This window comes from Mycolicibacterium sphagni (assembly GCF_002250655.1).
In the GTDB taxonomy this organism is placed as follows: Bacteria; Actinomycetota; Actinomycetes; order Mycobacteriales; family Mycobacteriaceae; genus Mycobacterium; species Mycobacterium sphagni.
Genome location: NZ_NOZR01000004.1, coordinates 74,286 through 96,407 on the forward strand (window position 1 = coordinate 74,286; position 22,122 = coordinate 96,407).

General features: G+C 67.9%; 19 protein-coding genes and 1 pseudogene. 8 read left to right on the plus strand and 12 right to left on the minus strand.

Annotated elements, in window-relative coordinates; genetic code table 11:
• The first annotated feature begins 12 nt into the window (after positions 1–12).
• The gene (locus CG716_RS06155) at positions 13–1,431 is read left to right on the plus strand and encodes a WS/DGAT/MGAT family O-acyltransferase (protein ID WP_094477511.1); all 1,419 of its coding nucleotides are present in this window, start codon (positions 13–15) and stop codon (positions 1,429–1,431) included.
• On the opposite strand, the gene CG716_RS06160 is transcribed toward CG716_RS06155, so the two are convergent.
• Genes CG716_RS06160 through CG716_RS06175 form a run of 4 tightly spaced genes read right to left on the minus strand, consistent with a single transcriptional unit; the run spans position 1,415 to position 6,012 of the window.
• Positions 1,415–2,368, minus strand: a complete 954-nt coding sequence (locus CG716_RS06160) for a DUF4436 family protein (protein WP_094477513.1) — start codon at positions 2,366–2,368, stop codon at positions 1,415–1,417. The two genes, CG716_RS06155 and CG716_RS06160, sit on opposite strands and share 17 nt — an antisense overlap.
• A 5-nt stretch (positions 2,369–2,373) precedes the next feature.
• Positions 2,374–3,648: an alpha/beta hydrolase gene (locus CG716_RS06165; protein WP_094477515.1), complete on the minus strand. Its 1,275-nt coding sequence runs from the start codon at positions 3,646–3,648 to the stop codon at positions 2,374–2,376.
• On the minus strand, positions 3,617–5,272 hold the full coding sequence (fadD12, locus tag CG716_RS06170; RefSeq protein WP_094477517.1) for an acyl-CoA ligase FadD12: 1,656 nt from the start codon (positions 5,270–5,272) through the stop codon (positions 3,617–3,619). Before fadD12 ends, CG716_RS06165 begins: the two co-directional genes overlap by 32 nt.
• Positions 5,272–6,012, minus strand: coding sequence for a 1-acyl-sn-glycerol-3-phosphate acyltransferase (locus tag CG716_RS06175; RefSeq protein WP_234817739.1), 741 nt, complete (start codon positions 6,010–6,012; stop codon positions 5,272–5,274). The genes fadD12 and CG716_RS06175 overlap by 1 nt, the downstream gene beginning before the upstream one ends.
• 155 nt (positions 6,013–6,167) lie before the next feature.
• On the opposite strand from CG716_RS06175, the gene CG716_RS30695 reads away from it, so the two are divergent.
• Positions 6,168–6,950, plus strand: a complete 783-nt coding sequence (locus CG716_RS30695; protein WP_094477519.1) for a crotonase/enoyl-CoA hydratase family protein — start codon at positions 6,168–6,170, stop codon at positions 6,948–6,950.
• Between the two features lie 28 nt (positions 6,951–6,978).
• Here the strand turns inward: CG716_RS30695 and CG716_RS06185 are convergent.
• Positions 6,979–7,857, minus strand: a pseudogene (locus tag CG716_RS06185) (DMT family transporter); the annotation flags it as partial.
• 27 nt (positions 7,858–7,884) lie between these two features.
• Here CG716_RS06185 and CG716_RS06190 point away from each other — a divergent pair.
• A complete protein-coding gene (locus tag CG716_RS06190; RefSeq protein WP_094477521.1) occupies positions 7,885–8,781 on the plus strand; it encodes a LysR family transcriptional regulator in 897 nt (298 codons plus the stop codon).
• On the opposite strand, the gene CG716_RS06195 is transcribed toward CG716_RS06190, so the two are convergent.
• The 3 genes from CG716_RS06195 to CG716_RS06205 are packed head-to-tail and all read right to left on the minus strand — an operon-like array spanning position 8,775 to position 11,871.
• Positions 8,775–9,833 carry an acyl-CoA dehydrogenase family protein gene (locus CG716_RS06195; protein ID WP_094477523.1) on the minus strand — a complete coding sequence of 353 codons (1,059 nt, stop codon included), beginning with the start codon at positions 9,831–9,833 and terminating at the stop codon, positions 8,775–8,777. The two genes, CG716_RS06190 and CG716_RS06195, sit on opposite strands and share 7 nt — an antisense overlap.
• Positions 9,830–11,029 (minus strand): acyl-CoA dehydrogenase family protein, encoded by a 1,200-nt coding sequence (locus CG716_RS06200; protein ID WP_094477524.1) that lies wholly within the window; start codon positions 11,027–11,029, stop codon positions 9,830–9,832. Before CG716_RS06200 ends, CG716_RS06195 begins: the two co-directional genes overlap by 4 nt.
• Positions 11,026–11,871, minus strand: coding sequence for a PaaI family thioesterase (locus CG716_RS06205; protein ID WP_094477526.1), 846 nt, complete (start codon positions 11,869–11,871; stop codon positions 11,026–11,028). Before CG716_RS06205 ends, CG716_RS06200 begins: the two co-directional genes overlap by 4 nt.
• A gap of 237 nt (positions 11,872–12,108) precedes the next feature.
• Between CG716_RS06205 and CG716_RS31065 the strand changes: the two genes are divergently transcribed.
• A complete protein-coding gene (locus tag CG716_RS31065) occupies positions 12,109–14,745 on the plus strand; it encodes a PE family protein (protein ID WP_133066878.1) in 2,637 nt (878 codons plus the stop codon).
• A gap of 54 nt (positions 14,746–14,799) precedes the next feature.
• Here the strand turns inward: CG716_RS31065 and CG716_RS06225 are convergent, their stop codons facing one another.
• Complete coding sequence (locus tag CG716_RS06225; RefSeq protein WP_094477534.1) at positions 14,800–15,429, minus strand: TetR/AcrR family transcriptional regulator; 630 nt, start codon at positions 15,427–15,429, stop codon at positions 14,800–14,802.
• A complete protein-coding gene (locus CG716_RS30100; RefSeq protein WP_165774039.1) occupies positions 15,430–15,567 on the minus strand; it encodes a hypothetical protein in 138 nt (45 codons plus the stop codon).
• A gap of 261 nt (positions 15,568–15,828) precedes the next feature.
• On the opposite strand from CG716_RS30100, the gene CG716_RS06230 reads away from it, so the two are divergent.
• On the plus strand, positions 15,829–17,658 hold the full coding sequence (locus tag CG716_RS06230) for an acyl-CoA dehydrogenase (protein WP_094477536.1): 1,830 nt from the start codon (positions 15,829–15,831) through the stop codon (positions 17,656–17,658).
• 55 nt (positions 17,659–17,713) lie between these two features.
• Positions 17,714–18,172, plus strand: coding sequence for a MaoC family dehydratase (locus CG716_RS06235; RefSeq protein WP_094477538.1), 459 nt, complete (start codon positions 17,714–17,716; stop codon positions 18,170–18,172).
• 56 nt (positions 18,173–18,228) lie between these two features.
• Here CG716_RS06235 and CG716_RS06240 read toward each other — a convergent pair whose 3' ends face one another.
• Both CG716_RS06240 and CG716_RS06245 read right to left on the minus strand, forming a co-directional pair.
• Entirely contained in the window at positions 18,229–19,701 is a 1,473-nt protein-coding gene (locus CG716_RS06240) for an aldehyde dehydrogenase (RefSeq protein WP_094477862.1), read from the minus strand.
• A 41-nt stretch (positions 19,702–19,742) separates the two neighbouring features.
• Entirely contained in the window at positions 19,743–20,522 is a 780-nt protein-coding gene (locus CG716_RS06245; protein ID WP_094477864.1) for a class I SAM-dependent methyltransferase, read from the minus strand.
• 36 nt (positions 20,523–20,558) lie between these two features.
• Between CG716_RS06245 and CG716_RS06250 the strand changes: the two genes are divergently transcribed.
• Together CG716_RS06250 and CG716_RS06255 are read left to right on the plus strand one after the other, a co-directional pair.
• A complete protein-coding gene (locus CG716_RS06250; RefSeq protein ID WP_094477540.1) occupies positions 20,559–21,716 on the plus strand; it encodes a glycosyltransferase family 4 protein in 1,158 nt (385 codons plus the stop codon).
• Positions 21,717–21,732: 16 nt separating this feature from the next.
• Entirely contained in the window at positions 21,733–22,119 is a 387-nt protein-coding gene (locus CG716_RS06255; RefSeq protein WP_094477542.1) for a DUF5313 domain-containing protein, read from the plus strand.
• Positions 22,120–22,122 lie beyond the last annotated feature (3 nt).

A 22,122-nucleotide genomic window follows, 5' to 3' on the forward strand; every position in this document is an offset into this window, starting at 1 on the left:
AGGGCTCAGGCGATGAAGAGATTGCGTGGCTGGGATGCCGTGCTGTTGTACAGCGAGGCACCCAATGTGCACATGCACACCCTCAAGATCGCGATCATCGAGTTGGGCGACCTCGGTGGCCGCACCTTCGGTGTCGAGGAATTCCGACAGGTCATCCGTGGCCGGCTCTACAAGCTCGACCCGTTCCGCTATCAGCTGGTCAACATTCCGTTCAAGTTCCACCACCCGATGTGGCGGGAGAACTGCGATGTCGACCTCGACTACCACATTCGCCCGTGGCGGGTGAAGGAGCCGGGCGGCAGGCGTGAACTCGATGAAGCGATCGGTGAGATCGCCAGCACCCCGCTGGACCGCAGCCGTCCGCTGTGGGAGATGTACTTCGTGGAGGGGCTGGCCAACGGCCGGATCGCGGTCGTCGGCAAGATTCACCACGCCCTGGCCGACGGGGTCGCCTCCGGCAACCTGATGGCCCGCGGGATGGATCTGCAGAGCGGCCCCGACCCGGACGTCGACTACCCGACCGACCCGGCACCCACCCGCGGCGAGCTGGTGCGTTCTGCGTTCGTCGACCACCTGCGGCAGATCTCGCGGCTGCCCGGTGTTATGAAGTACACCGCCGACGGCTGGGGTCGGGTGCGGCGCAGTTCCCGCAAGCTGTCGCCGGAGCTGACGATGCCGTTCACTCCGCCGCCATCGTTCCTCAATCACATGCTCACCCCCGAACGACGTTTTGCCACTGCGACATTGGCGCTGGCGGAGTTCAAAGAGACCAGCAAGCTCCTCGGCGTGACGATCAACGACCTCGTGCTCGCCACCGCCGCAGGCGCGTTGCGCACGCTGCTGCTGCGCTACGACGGGATCGCCGACCATCCGCTGCTTGCCTCGGTTCCGGTGAGCTTCAACTTCGACCCGGACCGGGTGTCGGGCAACTTCTTCACCGGCATGATGGTGGCCGTCCCGGTGGAAGTGGCCGATCCGCTGGAGCGGGTGCGCCAGACCCACGACGCCGCGGTGCTGGCCAAGGAGGGCCACCAGCTGGTCGGACCCGAGCTGGTCAGCCGGTGGTCGACGTACCTGCCGCCCGCGCCGGCGCAGGCGCTGTTCAAGTGGTTGTCCACCAGGGACGGCCAGAACAAGGTGCTGAACCTGCCCATCTCCAATGTGCCCGGACCGCGGGAACACGGCCGCGTCGGCGGTGCACTGGTTACCGAGATCTACTCAGTGGGCCCGTTGACCACCGGCAGCGGCATGAACATCACCGTGTGGAGTTACGTGGATCAGCTCAACATCTCGGTGCTCACCGACGGCACCACGGTGAAGGACCCGCACGAAGTCACCACGGCGATGCTGGAAGCGTTCTCCGAGATACGTGTGGCCGCAGGGCTTTCCGGTGAGCTGGCGGTGGTCAACACCGCTATGGCGCAGGCTTAGCCTCGGCGTCGTCCGCCAGCTCCTCGAAGACGTCGTCCGCGGTTTCCGAGGCGCTTTCGGCACGCTCGATGCTTCGCTGGTGCCGGAAGCCCAGGATGATGCTGGAGATCAGCGAGATGGAGATGACCGCCTCGGCGATGAAGAACGATCCGAAGTCGATGATGGATCCGATCGGCGGACTGCCCGGCACGGCGTTGCGCAACGGAATCAGCGCGAACAGGATGGCCGCCATCATCGAACACGCCGGGAAGATCAGACCGCGCCGCCAATGCAATACGTAGAAGGCAGCCACCACGGCGCCGATCGCCAGGCCCAGCATCAGGACCATCACGAACACCGCGAAGACAAGAGTGGGCATGCTGCGGTGGACCCCGAGGTTCACCCCCACCCCTCCGTTCGCATTGGCGATGAAAGTCTGGCCCTTTGTGGTGGTGATCCCGAAGAACGGGTCGGTGTTCAAGACCGTGAGAGCGACGGGCAGTTCGCCACCGCTGGCGTTGAGGGCATGCACCTCGAGGTGACCGCTGTAGCGGTCGAACGGATAGTCGGTGACCGAACCGGTTATGGTGACGCGTTGTTCGATATCAGGTGCGGGCTCGCCGGCTTTGATCTCGGCGCGCCAGTTGCCGATCGCTTCGGTCGTCACCGTCGTGTCCTGGGCGAAGTTGCCGTTCTCGTCGGCGAGTGATCCGCTCGGGAAGATGCTCATGACGGTCACCGAAAGAGCTTGTGTCGCAGAGTCGACACGCGTTACCCATACGGTCACTTCGACGTGGTTCGGGTTCTCCCAGTCCCCGAAATAGCTTTCGTCATTTGTACTCTGCCTGCTGGCGATATACCCGCCGACGCTCGCGGCGATCACAGCTGCCAGCGCGACGAGGGCGATCGCCACCCGTCGCAGGCCGATGTCGCGGACCCGCCGGATATGTCTACGCATCAGGCTTATTCTTTCATCCGGCTGGCGTACACCCAGGACAAGAACTGCCCGACTGCCTCGGCCGAGTCCTCTGCCCGTCGCGAGGGCATGATGTCGTAGCCGTGTTGGGCACCGGGCAATTCGGCGTAGAGCACCGGTGCCTGCGACACTTCCCGGATCTGCTCGACGAACTCGCGCGCCTCCCCGACCGGGATCACCGAGTCGTGTTCGCCGTGCAGGATGAAGAACGGCGGGGCGTCGGCCCGCAGGCGCCGGATTGGCGAGGCTTCGGTGTAGATCTCGCGGAATCTGCTGAATTGCCGCTTCACGACGAGCCTCTCGAGGAAGGCGATGAATTCGCGGCGGCCCTCGCCGCGGGAGGTGAACCAGTCGTACCGGCCGTATACCGGAACTGCGGCCACCACTGAGGTGTCGGCCTCGGTGAAGCCGGGCTGGTATTCCGGATCGTTCGGGGTCAGCGCAGCCAGCGCGGCCAGATGGCCACCGGCCGAGCCGCCGGTGATCGCGACGAAATCCGGGTCGCCACCGTACTCGGCGATGTGCTCCTTCACCCACGCCAGCGCGCGCTTGACGTCGACGATGTGGTCGGGCCAGGTATGTGCCGGGCTGACACGGTAATTCATCGCCACGCAGATCCAGCCGCGGTCAGCGAGGTGGCTCATCAACGGGTAGGCCTGCGGGCGGCGCCACCCGATCGCCCACGCGCCGCCGGGCACCTCGAGCAGCACCGGCGCCTTACCGTCACGCGGCAGGTCGCGCCGGCGCCACACGTCGGCCAGGTTGGCCCGCCCGTGCGGTCCGTAGGTGACGATGTTGGTCTTCTCGACGTAGCGCCGCCGCGACCAGGTGGTTCGCCACGCGGTGGGCCGCCCCGACGGGGACGGTGTGGCAGGCAGGTTGCCGAGAACGTCGGTGAAGTCCGCGCCGAGGCCCTCAACGAGGGCGGCCTGCAGCACCAGCTGCGGGGTGGTCACGTTGCGACGCTGAATCGCCCCCAAGAAGAGCCACGACAGCACCGTCAACACCAGGGCCGCAGCGCCCCGCCGGCCGCGGAAGTCGCCGCGCAGACCGCGACGCACGGCGTCGAGCGCCGAGCCGCCCAGATAGAGCAGCGGCAGCTCCGAGGTCGGCCAGCCGAACCAAAAGATTGCCAGCGTCTTGTAGCCCTTACGGCTCAGCGGGCGAAATCCGTTGGCGGCGTTGGCCAATTCGACGACGGCACGCGCCAGCGGGCGCGGGCGTCGCAACTTAGCCGTCAGACGTGCGAGCGAGGAGTTCATTACGCAGGATTTTGCCAGTGCTTCCGCGCGGAAGTTCGGTCAGGATGGTGATCTCACGCGGGACCTTGTAGTTGGCCAGGTTCTCCCGCACGTGGGCCTTGAGGTCGTCGGGATTGGCGCCCGACCCGTCGGTGAGCACCACGAACGCAACCAGCCGCTGACCGTACTGTTCGTCGTCGACGCCGAGGACGGTCGCCTCGGCCACCTCCGAATGCCCGGTCAGCGTTTTCTCCACCTCGATCGGGTAGACGTTCTCGCCACCGGAGACGATCATCTCGTCGTCCCGGCCCACCACGAACAGGCGGCCGGCTTCGTCCAGGCGGCCGATATCGCCCGAGGACATGAATCCGTCGTGAAAGTCCTTGGTGTTGCCCGAGGTGTAGCCGTCGAACTGGGTGGAGTTCTTCACGAAGATGCGCCCGACCTCACCGGTGGGGACCAGCCCGAACTCGTCATCGTAGATGCGGATCTCGGTGCCTGCGGCGGGCTTGCCCGCGGTGTCGGGGGCAGCCCGCAGGTCGGCTGGGGTCGCTGTGGCGATCATGCCGGCCTCGGTGGCGTTGTAGTTGTTGTAGATGACGTCGCCGAACTCGTCCATGAACTTGGTGACGACATCGGGTCGCATCCGCGATCCGGAGCAGGCGGCGAACCGCAGTGAGCGGCCGCTGTAGCGCTTCCGCACGTCGTCGGGAAGGTCCATGATGCGGTCGAACATCACCGGCACCACACACAATCCGGTGGCCTGATACTTGTCGACCAGTGCCAGCGTCGCTTTCGGGTCGAACTTGCGGCGGGTCACCACCGTGCAGGCCATCGCTGAGGAGAACACCAGCTGCGAGAAGCCCCACGCGTGGAACATCGGTGCGACGACCACCGTCGTCTCACCCAGCCGCCATGGCGTGCGGCTCAGGATCGCGATGAGATTACTGGCCCCGCCGCCGGAGTGCTTGGCGCCCTTGGGGGTTCCGGTGGTGCCCGACGTCAGCAGGATCAGCCGGCTCTTGCGGCCGGTGTTGGTGGCCCGCTGCCCGGCGTATGCAGCGATGAGCTTTTCGACGGTGGGTGCCTGCGTCTGCTCGTCGGTCCAGGCCAGGATTCGGGTGGCCTGTGGCCGGTCGGCCAGCGCCCGGTCCACCGAGGCGGTGAACTCCTCGTCGTAGATCACGACATCCGCGCGTTCGCGGTTGACCACCTCGGCCAGCGCCGGGCCGGCGAACGAGGTGTTGAGCAGCAGCACATCGGCGCCGATGCGGGTGGCGGCGATCAGCGACTCGACGAACCCGCGGTGGTTGCGGGCCATGATGCCGACCACGGCCGGAGCCGCCTGGCCGGCGACATCAGATCGAGCTGTACCACCGGGCAGCTGCTGCAGGGCCGCGGCCAATGCATGCGCACGCTCGTCGAGCTCGCGCCAGGTCAGGGTCCCCAGCTCGTCGATAAGTCCCGGGCTGTCCGGGCGGCGTGCGGCAGCCGTCGCGAACCCGGTGGCGATCGACAAGCCCTCGGCACGCGCGGCAGCCACCATCCGCACCGTCCGATCGGGACGCATCGGGGTCAGGAAGCCGGCCTTGGCCAGCGTGGCGACCGCGTCGCCGACCGACGTCAGGCGGGACAGCAGATCCATCAGCCGATCACCGGGAGGCGGCGCTGCGAGGCCAGCTCGTCCAGCGCCTCCTGCATGACCCCGCGCACATAGGCGTCGACGGCGTGGATATCGGGGTCCTCACCGAACTGCTCGGTGATGTGGATCGGCTCGAGCACCCGCATGACGATCTTGGTGGGCAGCGGGATGTTGAACGGGACGACGGCGCTCAGCCCGAACGGGAAGCCGACCGAGATGGGCAGGATCTTCGCCCGCAGCAGCTTGTCCAGCCGCAGCGCCTTGGCCAGGCCGGTGCCGCGAGTGAGATAGATCTGGCTTTCCTGACCGCCGATGGCCACCGTGGGCACGATCGGGACGCCGGCGTTGATGGCGGCCTTGACGTAGCCGGTGCGGCCGTCGAAGTCGATCTTGTTCGACGAGAAGGTCGGGCGGTACACGTCGTAATCCCCGCCGGGGAAGACCACCACAACGCCACCGGAGCGCAGCGCCTCGTCGGCGTTCTCATGGTTGGCGCGGATGAAGCCGTTCCGGATGAAGAAGTCCGCGGTCGGACCTGTAAGGACCAGGTCGTGGCTCAGCGTGTAAACCGGCCGGTCGTAGCCGAAGTGCTCGTAGAAACCCAGCGCGAACACCGGCACATCCATCGGGAACAGGCCACCGGAATGGTTGGAGACCACCAGAGCGCCGCCTGGCGGGAAAGACTCGAGCCCCTTGACCTCGCTGCGGTGGTAGAGCTTGAGGAATGGGCGCAGCACGCCCATCGTCTTTTCCACCAGGCCTGGGTCCCATTTCGCCGTCTCGGTGCGTGTCACGTCGTCGGTCCCCACACGTCCTCCTAAGAATTGAAACGTGTTCTAGTTTTTGATCGTACCGGGCTGATGCTGCTCGTCGTACCCCGATAGTTACCATTCCGAACGTGAGTGAAAACGCCGTTACCGAAGAGCCCGCTGTTCTCACCGAGCGTCGTGGCCGCATCCTGATCGTCACCATCAACCGGCCGAAGGCCAAAAACGCCGTCAATGCCGCGGTCAGCCAGGGTTTGGCCGCCGCCATGGACGAGCTCGACGACGACGCCGGCTTGTCGGTGGGCATCGTGACCGGAGCAGGCGGCTCGTTCTGCGCCGGCATGGACCTCAAGGCCTTCGCCCGTGGCGAGAACGTCGTGGCCGAGGGCCGCGGACTCGGCTTCACCGAGCGGCCGCCGCTCAAGCCGCTCATCGCCGCCGTCGAGGGCTATGCGCTGGCCGGCGGGACCGAGGTGGCGCTGGCCACCGACCTGATCGTGGCGGCCAACGACTCCGCCTTCGGCATCCCGGAGGTCAAGCGCGGGCTGGTCGCGGGCGGCGGCGGGCTGCTCCGGCTGCCGCAGCGCATCCCGTACCAGATCGCCATGGAGCTGGCGCTGACCGGTGAGAACCTGCCTGCCGTGCGCGCCCACGAGCTCGGTCTGGTCAACGTGCTGGCCGAACCAGGCCACGCCTTGGACGCCGCGATCGAGCTGGCCGAGCGGATCACCGCCAACGGCCCGCTGGCGGTGGCGGCCACCAAGCGGATCATCACCGAGTCGCGTGCGTGGTCTCCCGAGGAGCAGTGGAAGCAGCAGATGAAGATCCTGATGCCGGTCTTCGCCTCCAAGGACGCCCAGGAGGGCGCGATCGCGTTCGCCGAGAAGCGATCGCCGAACTGGACCGGCAGCTAGTCGATCTGCCCCAGTTGGTTCCAGCGAGAACCAGGATCGCGCCTGCGACTCCCACGAGGGTGAGCGGATCGCCGGCGACCAGGATGCCGACCGCGACCGCCCATAGCGGTTCGGTTCCGAGGAGCAGGCTGACTCGTGCCGGCGAGGTTCGGTAGACCGCCCACGTCTGGACGACGAAGGCGAAGACCGTGCATCCCAGTGCGAGGTAGACGATGACGAGCCAGTCGCCGAGGGACAAGTGCGCGGCGACCTCCGCGGCGTCGCGGCCCGTGAGCGGCGCCGCCGCGGTGAACACCGCCAGGCAGATGCAGATCTGCGTGAGAGTGACGCGGCCCGGATCGAGACGTCGGCCCCCGGACAGCTGTGCGATCACGGTGACGTGGCAGGCGCGGGCGGCCGCGGCGAGCAGCATCAGCAGGTCGCCCAGGCCCGGTGGGGTGAACCCGCCGCTTTGGGTGAGCAGCCCGACCCCGAGTACCGCGACCGCAGCCGCGCAAAAGAACGTGGCCGGGAGGCGGGTCCGCTGTATCCACTGTTGCAGCACCGGCGTCATGACGATGGTCGCAGAGATGATCAGGCCCGCGTTGGATGCCGAGGTCTTGGTGAGCCCGAACGTCTCGAGAGCGAAGATCACGCCGAGGATGGTTCCGAACACGGCACCGAAGGCCACTTCGGCGAGGGTCAAGCGGCGCAGCCTAGGGCCGAGAACGACCATGAGACCGATTGCGGCAAGGGCGAATCGGATGGCGAGATACCCGAAGACGGTGTCGGGTGTGGCGACGTCCTTGGCCGCCAGATAACTCGACCCCCAGACGGCGGCGACGGCAAGCAGTCCGACGTCGACACGGCGGTGGGTGGGCATGCCGTCATGGTGTCCAGGGGCGAACCCATTAGACAAGCAATACATTATGAACCAACCGAGTAGATTTACTACATGGATGTGGTGCGGCTGCGGCTCTTGCGTGAGCTCTCCGAGCGCGGCACGGTGCACGCGGTTGCCGAAGCGATGTCGCTCACGCCGTCGGCGGTATCCCAACAACTCAAGATCTTGCGGCGTGAGGCCGGGGTCCCTCTGCTCGAACCGGACGGGCGCCGAGTACGGCTCACCGATGCCGGTCGTGCTCTGGTCGGCCGGACCGACGAGATTCTTGCCGCCTTGGACCGGGCGCAGGCAGATATGGATGCCTACCGGTTCACCCCGCGCGGCACGGTCCGGGTGGCCATGTTCCCTTCCGGTGCCGCGATGTTGCTCGCCGGGCTCATCACCCGCGCCGCCGCCGTCGGCGTCGAGGTGCTCGGCCGCGATATCGATCAGCCGGCGATCAACGCACCCAGCCAGCTCGCCGATTTCGACGTCGTGGTGGTCCACCGCGACGAGCGCGACACCAACCCCTGGGGCCCGAGAATCGAAGCCACCCCGCTACTGCGCGAGCCGCTGGAAATCCTGCTGCCCCGGCATCATCGGTTGGCGGGCAGCGCACGCGTACCGCTGCGGGAACTGGCTGACGAGCCCTGGATCGGCGTCGAGGGCGGACTGATGGTCGACGACGTCCTGCGTTCCCTGGCGACCATTGCCGGGGTCCGGCCGCGAATCGTTCAGCGTGTCAACGACTTCCGGGTGGTCGAGGAACTCGTCGCGGCCGGGGTCGGCATCGCCCTTCTGCCGCGTTACGTTCACACCACCCGAGCCCTCGTTCGCAAGCCACTGGGCGGAGTGCGGATTGCGCGTCGGATCGAGGCGGTCACCAGGGCCGGGGCCAGCGCCCGCCCGGGCGTCGCCCAGGTGATCGACATCCTCAAGACCGTCGCACAGGACGTGGTCGGTCAGTAGGACCCGACGACGACGTCCCACGGGTTGCCGTCGCGTGCCGCGGCCAGCGCGAGCCGACCCAGCCTGCGGGCGTAGGACGCCGTGTCGCCGAATTCGTCGATCCAGCCGCGGGCCCGCATCGTCGCCAGCCACAGCCGGTGCTCCAGGGTCACGCCGATCGCACCGTGCAACTGGTGCGCGGCGGTCACCACAGACGGAACGACGCGGCCCAGCACCACCTTGGCCACAGTGACGGCGTAATCGGCCTGGGCGTGAGCGAATCCGTGGTCGGTGACAGCGGCGACGGCCAGCTCGGTGGCCGCCCGGGCGCGCTCCACCTCACCGGCCATCGCGGCCAGCGTGTGCTGGACCGCCTGAAACGCACTCAGTGGCCGGCCGAACTGCTCGCGCTCGCGAGTGTGGGCCACCGAGAACTCGACCGCGGCGTCCAGCGCGCCCAGGGCCTGGATGCAGCGCGCCCAGGCGCCGCGGCGCAGCAGCTCCTCGGCCGCGCCGTCGATGGCGACGAACCGCTCAGGCGTCTCCAGGATGAGGGTGTCGCGCGGCTCGCCGCCCAGGGAGTGTCCGGCGGCGACGGCTGTGGGATGGGCGATGGCAACCTGGAGCGCGGGGCCGTCGCGCAGGGCCAGCACCACCGCGCCCGCGGCGCCGGCGTATGGGACGCCCGTGACGGTGGTCGCCCCGGCCTCGCCGATCGCGATCGTCAGCGGACCCGAATCGGGCACCTCGAGGCCGGCCCTGGCCGCCAGCCAGCCGGCCAGCAGGTCGGTCTCGGCGAGCGGAACCGTGACCGCGTGTCGCGCCAACGCCCGCAGGACCACGGCCAATTCCCTTGGCCCGCCACCGGATTCGGGATCGCTGGTCAGGCGGGTCAGCCCGGCGTCTTCCAGGTGGCGCCAGGCGGAGGCGTCGAAGTGGTCGGGCAGCTCGCGCTGGCCGATCCGGTCGTTGAAGGATCGCGCACCGATATCCTCGGCCAGCCGCCGCAAGTCGGCGAGATCGCCTGTACCGCTGGTGGATCCGAATATGCCACCGGTCAACGCGCGGGTCAACGCAACCCCATTCCCCGTGCCACCACACCGCGGAGCACCTCGTTGGTCCCGCCCCGCAACGTGAACAGAGGCGAGTGCAGTCGTGCGACATCCAGGAGTGCGGCCACGCAGGCGTGTCCCGGGGCGTCGGCGGCGACGTAGGAGAACAGGTCGGCGGCCAGCTCTACCGACTCCTGCTCGAATCGGGTGCCCAGATCCTTGACCAGCGCGGCCTCGTTCACCGGCGACTGCCCGGCCGCCAGCGCCCTGGCCACCGATACCGACAGCTGGCGCAGCGAGATCACCCGGGCGAGAAGGTCGCCGACGGCCGCGGCGGCATGGTCGTCGAGATCGTCCTGGGCGGCCAGCAGCCGCATCAGCGCCGTGAGCAGCGGCGCGGTCGTCAGGATGCGTTCTGGGCCGCTGCGTTCGAACGACAGCTCGGCGGTTACCTGGTGCCAGCCCGCGCCGATCTCGCCCAGCACGTTGGCGTCGTCGACGAACACCTGATCGAAGGTCACCTCGTTGAAGTGGTGCTCGCCGGACATCATCACGATGGGGCTGATGGTGAGGTTCGGCGAGCGGGCGGGCGGCGACCCGGGAATGGCTTCTGCCAACGCGGTCGGCACGATGAACTGGCTGAACCCGGCATGCCGTCGCTTCGGGTCGACCGGGCTGGTGCGGGCCAGCACCACGATCTGGTGAGCCAGATGCGCACCGCTGGTCCACACCTTGGTGCCGGACAGCAGCCAGCCGCCGTCGGTCTTGGTGGCCTTGGCCGCAGACGCCGCGAGGTCGGATCCTGCCTGCGGCTCACTCATGCCGATCGCCGAGAAGTACCGCCCCGCAGCGATTCTGGGTAACAGTCGCTGCCGTTGTTCTTCGGAACCGTAGGCCAGTAGGCCGGGTGCCACTTGGCGGTCGGCGATCCAGTGCGCGGCCACCGGCGCCCCTGCGGCCAGCAGCTCTTCGGTCACCACGTAGCGATGCAGATGGCTGCGCCCCTGCCCGCCGTATTCACGCGGAATGGTCATGCCGAGGAATCCGGCGTCGCCCAGCCGAGCGCTGAACCCCTCGTCCCAGCTCGACAACCACGCGTCGACCGTTGGCTGCCAACCGAATTCGTCGTGGTCGGCGGACAGGAACGCGCGCACCGCGCCGCGAAGCTCGGCCAGCTCGGGCTCATTGGCGCACAGCGCCGCGAAGTCGTCGCTCACCGGTAGCCCGTGACCCGCGCAATGATCGCGACCTTGCCATCGTCTCCGACGGCCCGTGCATCCCCGACCGCGGAGTTCTTACCGATCCGCAATGCCGTTCCCTCGTAACGGGATTGAGCACCGGCAAAGAAGGGGCGCAGGAAGTTGACCCGGATCGACGCAGTGCGCAGCGGTTCAGCCTGCTCGTGGTTGATCGCGGCGGAGGCCACGAGTTCCAGTCCCGCGCTGCTGACCCCGCCGTGCACGATCCCGATCAGGTTGTTGATGATCGGGTCCGGGCGCTGCGCCAGCCGGTAGGTGCCGGATTCGGGCCCATTGCTCGCCTCGCTGGACATCAGCTCGGCCAGCGAGGTCTCAGGTGTGCGCACCAGGCTGTCCGGGCCACGCTGGATGGGTCCCTCGGGACCGCCGGTGATCGCGACGGTGCGTACGGTGCCGCCGCCGATCGTGCTGCCACGGTGGCTGATCGTGCAGATCGCCAGCAGCGTCGCACCCTGCGGCCCGAGTGGGCGGCTGCTGGCCACCACCGGTTCGTCGGGAGCGGCCTGCAGGCTCTCGATCCCGTCCGGGCTGAGTTCGACGGTCAGCTCGCTGGACACCGTCCATTGGCCCGACCCCCGGCGGTAAAAGTTCGCGCGGCCGCCCACGTCATCGACCAGGATGGCCAGCGGCCCGACCGTCGGCATTCCGGTGAACGGGTTGAGTAGCCGACCAACCGGCATCGACGCCACCACCGTGAACTCGGTGAAGTTCTCGTCGAGAGTTTGGATGCCGAACCGGGTGATGACACTTTCCGGAGTTTCCGGGTCCTGCCGCCCAGCCGGTTGGTCGAAGAACGTCACACCCTGTATTCCAGCATCAGCGACCCAACCTGTGTCCGACGGGCCGTCCGTAGTCCTTATCGATGGCCACATCCATCGCCACCGTGAACTTCCCCGCATCCAGCCCGGAGAGCGAAGGGGCGGCTCGGCGCGCCCGAAAACTGTGAAAAACCTCCTGAATCGCTGTGTGTTAGGTAAATTTCCGAGTCACGGGCGGGGGCACGGGGTTCCCGCATGAGGCGGGCAAGGAAGTCCACAATGATCGTGCACGATTCGTTGCAGAGCATCGACCACCCCGGGAGCCCGCCGCAGGGCGAGGCGCGGGTTAGCGAGAACGTCCGTCGCGCGCCGGACCTCGAGCCGCCTTCATTCGGTTATGCCCGCTGGGTGGGACGGGTCGGTGTGTTGGCGGTTGCGCTGGGTGTCGGCGCGGCCGCGGCCGCCATGCCGGTAGCTGCCGCGGATTCGAGCGGCTCGGGGAATTCGACTGGTTCGACGTCGGGTCGATCGTCGCAGGGGACGACACACGGGGGCTCCTCGAGTAAGGCTTCGTCGACGGGGGATGACTCGTCCGCCGGAACGGCGGGTTCGACGGCCAGTGGGGCACGCACTGCTCCCCGTCAACGCGCCGCCGCGCGTCCGTCGTCACCGGCGAGCCCTTCCGAGCCAACCACTTCCGAGCCAACCGCTGCGAGCAACGACACTCCTTCGGCGGCCACGAAGGCTCCCGCCGGTTCAGCGACCGAGACCAAGTCGGCGCCGCCTGCTGCCGCCTCGGCAGTCAGTGGGAAGGTGGCGTCGCCGGGAGCGGCCGCGATGGCCGCACTGGCGGGCAACCCGATCACGGACTTCGTCCGGGTCTTCATCGGTAACGGCACCGCCGCCAACCCCAATGCCGGCATTCTGTTCGGAAATGGCTACAGCTACACCGCCGTTGGCGGTGCGTGCGTTGCCGGTGCTGCGTGCAATGGCGGAAACGCCGGCCTGTTCGGAACCGGCGGCAACGGCTTCAACGGCGGCAATGGCGGGTCGGCCGGGTGGTTCGGATCCGGCGGTAGCGGTGGCACGGGCGTGGCCGGAATCAACGGCGGGGCCGGTGGCAAGGGCGGCGCCGGCGGCCTGTTCACCGGCGATGGTGGCAGCGGCGGTGCCGGCGGCGCCGGTACCGGTGCCGCCGGTGGCGATGGCGGCGGCGTCGGAGCCCTGTCGATCAACGGCAACGGTGGCAGCGGAGGCGCAGGCGGGACCGGGGTGACCGGGACGACCGGCAGCACCGGCGGTGCCGGCGGCAAAGGTGGCGTCGGCGGTGCCGGCGGTAAGGGCGGTTCCGGCAGTTCGATCTTCGGCCGGGGCGGCAATGGCGGCACCGGCGGTAAGGGCGGTACGGGCGGTGTCGGCGGTAATGGTGCTGACAGCGTCGACGGCGGCGCTGCCAGCGGCAACGGCGGGGCCGGAGGCGAAGGCGGAACCGCCGGAGTCGGTGGCGCGGCAGGCCAGGGCCGATTCCTGTTCCTCTTCACTCAGAGTGGTTTCGCCGGCGGCGGCGGTGTCGGTGGTACGGGCGGCGCCGGCGGTACCGGCGGGGCCGGCAAGGGTGCAACAGCCAGCGGTTTGGCGCAGGCCGGCGGTGTCGGTGGCACAGGCGGCAAGGGTGGTGCCGGGACCGGCGGCGCCGCGTTCGGCACCGGTGGTGCCGGCGGCGCGGGCGGGGCGGGCGCGAGTGACGGTACCGGCGCGACCGGTGGCAAGGGCGGTGTCGGTGGCAAGGGTGTCGCGGGCACTGCCACCGCAGTCGGCTTGGGCGGTGGCGGAGGCGGCGGCGGTGGCGGTGCCCTCGTCGAAGGGACCAACGCCGGCGCCGCTGTCGGTACTGCCACCGGCGGGGCCGGTGGCAACGGCGGTGACGCCACGACCACTGCAGCAGGCGGGGCCGGCGGCTCGGGCGGTGGCGCCAACATCATCTCCGACGGTGTCCTCAGCTCCGCCTCCGGTACTGCCACCGGCGGCGCCGGCGGTAAGGGCGGCACCGGGGGTGCCGTGGGCGGAGCCGGTGGCACCGCGGCACTCATAGCCGGCGCGCACGGCACCGTCGCGGGGACAGCCAAGGGCGGTAGCGGCGGTGACGCCACGGGCGCAGGCAGCGTCGGTGGCAATGGCGGGTCGGCCCAGATGCAGGCTGGCTCGTTGGCCAACACGCCCGCCGACTACGGCATTGTGACCGGTACCGCTACCGGTGGCAACGGCGGGGCCGCCACCAACGGGGGCCTCGGCGGTGGAGCTGGCAACGCAGTGGTAATCGCTTCAGGGCCGACGGGCGGTACCACCGGCATCACCGCCATCGGCGGTAACGGCGGTGCGTCCAGCGTCACTGGCGTGAGCGGCGGTAACGGTGGCTCCTCGAGCGTCAACGGTCTGAACGGGAGCATCACCGGCGGCTCGGCGGTCGCCGGCAACGGTGGCGCAACCAAGGGCGGTAAAGGTGGTGACGGCGGTTTCGCTTGGATCAAGGCCACCGACCCCACTGCCGCCGCAGGGACCGCGATCGTCAACGGCGTTTCGACCGGCGGTAACGGCGGTGACGGCGGAGCCAACGGCACCGGCACGGGCGCTGCGGTTGGTGGCGACGGCGGTGACGGCGGGAACAGCGCCTTCGTGCAGTCTGGCGGCCAGACTTCGGTCGGCGGGGTCAATTCGGGCGGCAAGGGTGGCAACGGCGGCAAGGGGACCAATGCCGGCACCGGGGGCACCGGCATCGGTGGTGCTGGTGGCAACGGTGGTAACGGTGGCAATGTCTCGGGCGTCCTAGGCCAGGGCACCGACGGCGGCAATGGCGGCGACGCCGGCGCGACCGGTACACCCGGCAGCGTCGGCACCGCGGGAGTCGATCACCCCTGATCGTGAACTGAAGGCCAGCGGGCGCAGTCGATTTCGGCTGTGCCCGTTGGCATTTCAGGCTTTGACTGTCGGTACGCCGAACTTCGTCACGAATTCCTTTGCCTTGATAAGGAATTCCATCTGCGCCGCGACGTCGTGCAACGGCTGCAGGCTGCGTACCGAGCGGCACAGGACAACCGCGCCCTCCATCGCGGACAGGGTGGTGTCAGCCAACGCGCTGGCCTCGGCGCTCTCGAAACCCTCTCGCAGGTATGCCTGCTTGGCGGCCTCGCGCCAGCGGCCGAAGATCTCGCCGGCCACTGCGGTCAGCTGCTGTTCGTCCTCGCCGGAGCCGACCGCGGCGGCCAGCACCGGGCAGCCGGCGGTGTAATCGCTTGTGAGCAGGGCATTTTCCCAGAGCTGGACGAAGCGGCGAAGCAGTACCCCGGCGCTCTCGCCGGCGGCTTCGTCGATGCTGGTGGTGATCTCGTAGCCGGCATAGTCCAGCGCCTCGCGCAGGATCTGGCTGCGGCCTTCGGGGAAATGGTGATAGACCGAGCCGCGCGGCGCGCCGCTGCGAGCCAGCACTTCGTCGATGGTGACTCCGGCGGCCCCGCGTTCGCGCAGCACCTCAGCGGCGCTCACCAGCATCTTGGTGCGGGTGGAGCCTCGGGTGCGGCGATCTGCCGGCGGTGTCCGGGTCATTCAGGCGGCGGGGGTTTGGCGAGCGTCGCCACCGCGCCACGCCAACGCACGCGCACCCCGACCGAACAGCTGCCGGCGCTTGTCAGGCACGTGACGCGTGAACCGGTGGCCGGCGATATTCAGCTCGATCAGCCACATTTTTCTCTCCTTGCGGCGCAGGTCGTAAGACCGACTCCATAACTATGGTTATGACCATAAGATTAGAGCCGATTAAGTGCAACATGGAATCTGCGTTCGGCGTTAACTCCTGAAAAAGGGGAGCCGCTGAGCTGCGGGTAGTTTCGCGCGCCGTGCTTTATATGATCCAGATCATATTTCTGGGCACTGCCTGAACCCCGCTGATCAGGCCCGCCATACCGACTAGGCTCGGCTCTGTCAGCGATGAGAAGGACGCAATCGATGAGCCATTACAAGAGCAACATCCGCGACCTCGAGTTCAACCTCTTCGAGCTGCTCGATTTGGAGAAGACCCTCGACGCTTATCCCGACCTTGACGGGGATTCGGTGCGCGAGATGCTGTCCGAGGCGGCCCGCCTGGCCGAAGGTCCGGTAGCCGAATCGTTCGCCGAGACTGACCGGCATCCGCCGACATTCGACCCCGACACTCATGTGGTATCGCTGCCCGAGCCGTTCAAGAAGTCGATGCAGGCCTGGCGGCAGGGGGAGTGGTTCCGCGTCGGGCTGGACGAGGCCGTGGGCGGTGTCCCGGCCCCGGCGATGGTTGGATGGGCGATCAACGAGCTGGTGCTGGGGGCCAACCCGGCGGTCTTCATGTACATGGCCGGCCCGATCATGGCCAACATCCTGTTCCACATCGGCAACGACCAGCAGCGGCACTGGGCGACCCTGGCCGCCGAACGCAACTGGTGCGCCACCATGGTGCTGACCGAGCCGGACGCCGGCTCCGACGTCGGCGCCGGCCGCACCAAGGCCGTCGATGCCGGGGACGGAACCTGGCACATCGAGGGCGTCAAGCGGTTCATCACCAACGGTGACACCGACGATTTCTTCGAGAACATCCTGCATCTGGTGCTGGCCCGCCCAGAGGGTGCCGGGCCGGGCACCAAGGGGCTGAGTCTGTTCGTGGTCCCCAAGTTCCTGCTCGATCCCGAGACCGGTGCGCCCGGTGAACGCAACGGTGTCTACGTCACCAACCTCGAACACAAGATGGGCCTGAAGGCCTCGGCTACCACCGAACTCAGCCTGGGTCTGCACGGGAAGCCCGCGATCGGCTGGTTGGTGGGCGACGTCCACAACGGCATCGCGCAGATGTTCAAGGTCATCGAGTACGCCCGGATGTTCGTGGGTACCAAGGCGATTGCCACCCTGTCGACCGGTTACCTCAACGCGCTGGAGTATGCCAAGACCAGGGTGCAGGGCGCCGACCTGACGCAGATGACCGATAAGACGGCGCCGCGGGTGACGATCATTCACCACCCGGATGTCCGCCGTGCCCTGATGATGCAGAAGGCCTACGCCGAAGGGCTGCGCGCGCTGTACCTCTACACCGCTGCCCACCAGGATCCGACTGTGGCGCAGGTGATTTCAGGTGCGGACGAATCGATGGCCGAGCGGGTCAACGACCTGCTGCTGCCGATCGTGAAAGGCGTCGGGTCCGAACGGGCCTACCAAACCCTGACCGAGTCGCTCCAGACGTTCGGCGGATCGGGCTTCCTGCAGGACTATCCGATCGAGCAGTACATCCGCGACGCGAAAATCGACTCGCTCTACGAGGGCACCACCGCGATCCAGGCCCAGGACTTCTTCTTCCGCAAGATCGCCAGGGACCGGGGCGGAGCGCTGGCGCACGTCGTCGGCCAGATCGAGACGTTCATCGGCAGCCCCGACGCGCGGCCCGAGTTGGCCGCCGGCCGCAAGGCCCTGGCCGACTCGCTGGACAACGTGCGCGCCATCGCGACCGTGATGACCGGTTATCTGCTCGGCGCGCAGGACAACGCGCGCGAGCTCTACCGGGTGGGACTGGAGTCGGTCGGGTTTCTGCTCGCCGTCGGCGACCTGCTGATCGGCTGGTTCCTGCTGCGCCAGGCCGAGATTGCGCTGCACGCGCTCGACGGCGACCCCGATCCGCGGGAGGAAGCCTTCTATCGCGGCAAGGTGGCGGTGGCGAACTTCTTCGCCGCCAACGTGTTGCCGCGGCTGGCCGCCGAGCGACACATCGCGGAGTCGATCGAGCTGACGATCATGGACCTGCGCGAAGAGGCCTTCTAGGCGTCGGTCAAGATGGCGGGGATAACCCGGCGGGACTGATGAGGAAGGCAACCCCATGAAGCTGATCACGTCCATCGACGACGCGGCATCCGCGGTCGGCCAGGAACTCGGCGTCAGCGAGTGGCTGCAGATCGACCAGAAGCGCATCAACGACTTCGCCGATGCCACCGGTGACCATCAGTGGATCCACGTCGACGTCGAGAAGGCCAAGGCCGAAAGTCCTTATGGCGCACCGATTGCGCACGGATTCCTGACGTTGTCACTGATTCCCGCGCTCAGCAAGGACAACTTCCGCGTGGAGAACGCGAAGCTGGCCGTAAACTACGGGCTCAACAAGGTCCGGTTCGTGGCGGCCGTGCCGGTCGACAGCCGGATCCGGGTGCGATCCGAGCTCGCGGACGCCACCAAGGTCGATGACAACACCGTCAACCTGACCGTCAAGCACACCATCGAGATCGACGGCGTCGACAAGCCGGCCGCGGTGGCCGAGATGATCGTGCGCGCGATCTACTAGCTCACAGGCGAAAAGGCCCCCGACACGCGATGCGTGCGGGGGCCTTTTCCGTCGAATTATTCGGGCTGGTACCCGAACGGCAGCAGCACGCTCTTGGCCTGCGTGTACGGCTCGATACCTTCGGGGCCGTTCTCGCGGCCGATGCCGGAGTTCTTGTAGCCGCCGAACGGCGCACCCGGATCGAAGGCGTACATATTGACCGCGTAGGTGCCCGTACGGATCTGGGCGGCGATCTTCATCGCCTTGTCGTTGTCGGTGGTGAACACCGAGCCGGCCAGACCGTAGGCGGAGTCGTTGGCGATCCGCACGGCATCCTCTTCGGTGTCGTAGGGAATCACCGCCAGCACCGGTCCGAAGATCTCTTCCTGCGCGATGGTCATCGAGTTGTCGACGTCGGCGAATACCGTCGGTTGCACGAACCAGCCGTTGTCGAGTCCCTCGGGACGGCCGCCGCCGGTGACCAGCCGCGCGCCCTCTTCGATGCCCTTCTTGATGTAGCCCTCGACGCGCTCACGTTGCTTCTCGCTGATCAACGATCCGATCATGGCGCCCGCGTTGTCGGGCAACCCGACCGGCATGGCCGCGGCCGCGGCGGAGATCTTCTCGACGACCTCGTCGTAGCGCGAGCGCGGGGCCAGGATCCGGGTCTGGGCGACGCAGGCCTGCCCGGTGTTCATCAGGCCGGCGAACGCCAGCATCGGCAACGTGGAATCCAGGTCGGCGTCCTCGAGGATGATGGCCGCCGACTTACCGCCCAGTTCCAGCGTGCACGGCTTGAGCCGCTCGGCGGCGATCTTGGCGATCTCCTTGCCGACGGCGCTGGACCCGGTGAACGTGAACTTGTCGATCTCAGGGTTGGCGGTCAGGGCGCGACCGGTCTCCGGGCCACCGGGGACGACCGACAGCACACCCTCGGGCAGCCCGGCCTCGGCGAAGATATCGGCCATCGCGAACAGCGACAGCGGGGTCTCGGCGGCGGGCTTCACGACGATGGTGCAGCCGGCCAGCAGCGCGGGGCCGAGCTTGTTGGCGGCCAGGAAGAACGGCACGTTCCACGCCGTCACGGCGGCCACGACGCCGATCGGCTCGCGCAGCACCATCGTGGTGCCGTAGACGCCGTCGCGGAACTCCCGCCAGGTGAACTTGTCGGCCGCACCTGCGAAGTACTGGAACGACGACATCGCGGCGCCGTACTGCATCATGTCGACGATCGTCGGCGGTTGGCCGGTCTCGGCGGCCAGCAGGAACTTCAGCTCCTCGGCGCGCTCTTCGAGGATCTTGACGGCGCGGCCCAAGATCTCGGCGCGCTCGGCAGGCGTCAGGTGCGGCCATGGTCCTTCGTCGAAGGCCTTGCGGGCGGCGGCGCAGGCGGCGTCGACGTCGGCCTTGGCGGCCAGCGGTACCTTGCCCACCAGCTCGCCGGTCGCGGGCGAATGCACTTCAATGACCTCAGAGGTGGACGGCTCGGTCCACTTGCCGCCAATGAACAACTTGTCCCATTCGGTCTTGAATGCGGTGCTCTGTGTCATGACCGTCACATTACCTACTGAAGACAGAAACTAGAACCTGTTCATTTCGGTGGGATCGGCGGCCGCAGCACCAGCACCAGGTTGCTCACCAAGAACTCCCGTATACCGGGCGCCGATGTCAGCCACCACGCCCATCGTGGGTGGTAACGCGGAAATGCCGCGACCAGCGCTCCTGTGCCGGCTGCCCAGGCCAGGCCGTCGGCAGCGGACACCGCGAAAAGCGACGACCCGTAGTTGTTCTTGGGTGGCCGGCCGTGCCTGCGGGTATAGCGCGCCGCGGCTCTGGCGCCACCCAGATAGTGCGTCAGCCCCATTTCATGGCCACCGAAGGGGCCGAGCCAGACGGTGTAGGACAGGATCGCCAGCCCACCGGGGCGGGTGACCCGCAGCATCTCCGCACCCAGCTGCCACGGACGGGGCACATGCTCGGCGACGTTGGAGGACAGGCACACGTCGACGCTGCCGTCGGCAAACGGCAGGGCCATTCCGGAGGCCCGGACGAACGCGCCGGGTCCAGACTGCCGCACCTGTTCGGCGGCGTGCATCTCGCTGGGATCGGGTTCGACGCCTACGTAGTTCCAGCCCGCGTCGGTGAATGCCGTCGCGAAATAGCCGGGGCCACCGCCGACGTCGAGCAGGGTGTGCCCGGTCGGGCTGTCGATGTGCGACGCCCGCCACAGGTCGGTGACCATGGCGGCGGTATCGGCCGCCAGCGCGCCGTAGAAACGGGCCGGGTCGGGCTGCTCATAGCGGAATTCGGACAGCAGCCGCACCGAGCGGCCCAGCGTCGCACGCCGGGCGAACAGGTCGGTGACGGCCATCGGGCTCACCCTAGTGCGCGGTCTAGTCTGAACTTGATGTCCACCAACGTTCGCTCTGTCCTGCTCTTGTGCTGGCGGGACACCGGCCACCCCCAGGGTGGCGGCAGCGAAACCTACGTCCAGCGCATCGGCACGCTGCTGGCCGAATCGGGCATCGACGTCACCCTGCGCACCGCCCGGTATCCCGGCGCCCCCCGGCGCGAGGTCGTCGACGGCGTCACGATCAGCCGCGGCGGCGGGCCCTACAGCGTCTACATCTGGGCAGGGCTGGCCATGGTCGCCGCGCGGCTGCGGGTCGGCCCGCTGCGGCGGGTGCGTCCCGACGTCGTCATCGACACCCAGAACGGGGTGCCGTTCCTGGCCCGGCTCGCGTTCGGACGGCGGGTGGCCCTCCTGGTGCACCACTGCCACCGCGAGCAGTGGCCGGTGGCCGGCCGGTTCGTCGGCAGGCTGGGCTGGTTCGTCGAATCGTGGCTGTCACCGCGCATGCACCGGCGCAACCAGTACGTCACCGTCTCCCTGCCGTCGGCCCGTGACCTGTCCGACCTCGGGGTCGACGCCGCGCGAATCGCCGTGGTCCGCAACGGTCTCGACGAGGCGCCGCCGGACACCCTGACGGCCCAGCGGTCGTCGACGCCCCGCGTCGTCGTGCTGTCGAGGCTGGTGCCGCACAAGCAGATCGAGGATGCGCTCGATGCGGTGGCCGCCCTTCGGTCCCGCATCGCCGACCTGCACCTGGACATCGTCGGTGGCGGCTGGTGGCATGACCGTCTCGTCGAGCGCGCCGACCGTCTCGGTATCTCCGACGCGGTCACGTTCCACGGCCACGTCGATGACCGGACCAAACACGCTGTCGTACAACAATCCTGGGTGCACGTGCTGCCGTCCCGCAAGGAAGGCTGGGGGCTGGCCGTCATCGAAGCCGCCCAGCACGCCGTGCCCACCATCGGCTACCGCTCGTCGGGAGGACTGACCGACTCGGTCATCGACGGCGTGACCGGAGTACTGGTCGACGACCACAACGACTTGGTACATCAGCTCGAACATCTGCTGGCAGAACAGGTCCTGCGTGACGAGCTCGGCGCCAAAGCCAAAGCCCGCAGCCGGGACTTCTCCTGGCAGCAGAGCGCCGACGCCATGCGGAATGTGCTGGAGGCGGTGCACGTTGGAAACCCTGCCAGCGGTGTGATCTAAGAAAAGGAACACCACGATGAGCGACGCGACCCGTCCCAATGCCCTGCAGTACATCGGCTACTCGTACGGCAAGGTCCTGCCCCCGTCGATGCGGGACTGGGTGCGAAACGATCTTGTGGGCAAGGGCGCCCAGCGCCGGGTCTTCTTCCGGGTGGCCATACCGGCGTTGCTTATTCTGGCGCCGCTGTGGTTGATCCCGACGACGGTTTACATGCACCTGGCGATGACCGCCCTGTTGTTTGTGCCCTGCCTGTACTTCACCCACGCCCTGCACAAGATCTACCGCGCGCATCGGCTGCGCCAGCACGGGCTGGATCCAGAGCTGGTCGACGAGGCCGCCCGTCAACGCCACGCGGCCATCCACGACGAGTACAACAAACGCTATGGGCCGCCGCAAAACTGACTG

Bases quoted from the DNA above. Each gene is read 5' to 3' on its own strand.
- CG716_RS06155 (WP_094477511.1), top strand. From the start codon at position 13: ATGAAGAGATTGCGTGGCTGGGATGCCGTGCTGTTGTACAGCGAGGCA.
- CG716_RS06160 (WP_094477513.1), bottom strand. From the start codon at position 2,368: ATGCGTAGACATATCCGGCGGGTCCGCGACATCGGCCTGCGACGGGTG.
- CG716_RS06165 (WP_094477515.1), bottom strand. From the start codon at position 3,648: ATGAACTCCTCGCTCGCACGTCTGACGGCTAAGTTGCGACGCCCGCGC.
- fadD12 (WP_094477517.1), bottom strand. From the start codon at position 5,272: ATGGATCTGCTGTCCCGCCTGACGTCGGTCGGCGACGCGGTCGCCACG.
- CG716_RS06175 (WP_234817739.1), bottom strand. From the start codon at position 6,012: ATGGGCGTGCTGCGCCCATTCCTCAAGCTCTACCACCGCAGCGAGGTC.
- CG716_RS06190 (WP_094477521.1), top strand. From the start codon at position 7,885: ATGGATGTGGTGCGGCTGCGGCTCTTGCGTGAGCTCTCCGAGCGCGGC.
- CG716_RS31065 (WP_133066878.1), top strand. From the start codon at position 12,109: ATGATCGTGCACGATTCGTTGCAGAGCATCGACCACCCCGGGAGCCCG.
- CG716_RS06225 (WP_094477534.1), bottom strand. From the start codon at position 15,429: ATGACCCGGACACCGCCGGCAGATCGCCGCACCCGAGGCTCCACCCGC.
- CG716_RS30100 (WP_165774039.1), bottom strand. From the start codon at position 15,567: ATGTGGCTGATCGAGCTGAATATCGCCGGCCACCGGTTCACGCGTCAC.
- CG716_RS06230 (WP_094477536.1), top strand. From the start codon at position 15,829: ATGAGCCATTACAAGAGCAACATCCGCGACCTCGAGTTCAACCTCTTC.
- CG716_RS06235 (WP_094477538.1), top strand. From the start codon at position 17,714: ATGAAGCTGATCACGTCCATCGACGACGCGGCATCCGCGGTCGGCCAG.
- CG716_RS06240 (WP_094477862.1), bottom strand. From the start codon at position 19,701: ATGACACAGAGCACCGCATTCAAGACCGAATGGGACAAGTTGTTCATT.
- CG716_RS06245 (WP_094477864.1), bottom strand. From the start codon at position 20,522: ATGGCCGTCACCGACCTGTTCGCCCGGCGTGCGACGCTGGGCCGCTCG.
- CG716_RS06250 (WP_094477540.1), top strand. From the start codon at position 20,559: ATGTCCACCAACGTTCGCTCTGTCCTGCTCTTGTGCTGGCGGGACACC.
- CG716_RS06255 (WP_094477542.1), top strand. From the start codon at position 21,733: ATGAGCGACGCGACCCGTCCCAATGCCCTGCAGTACATCGGCTACTCG.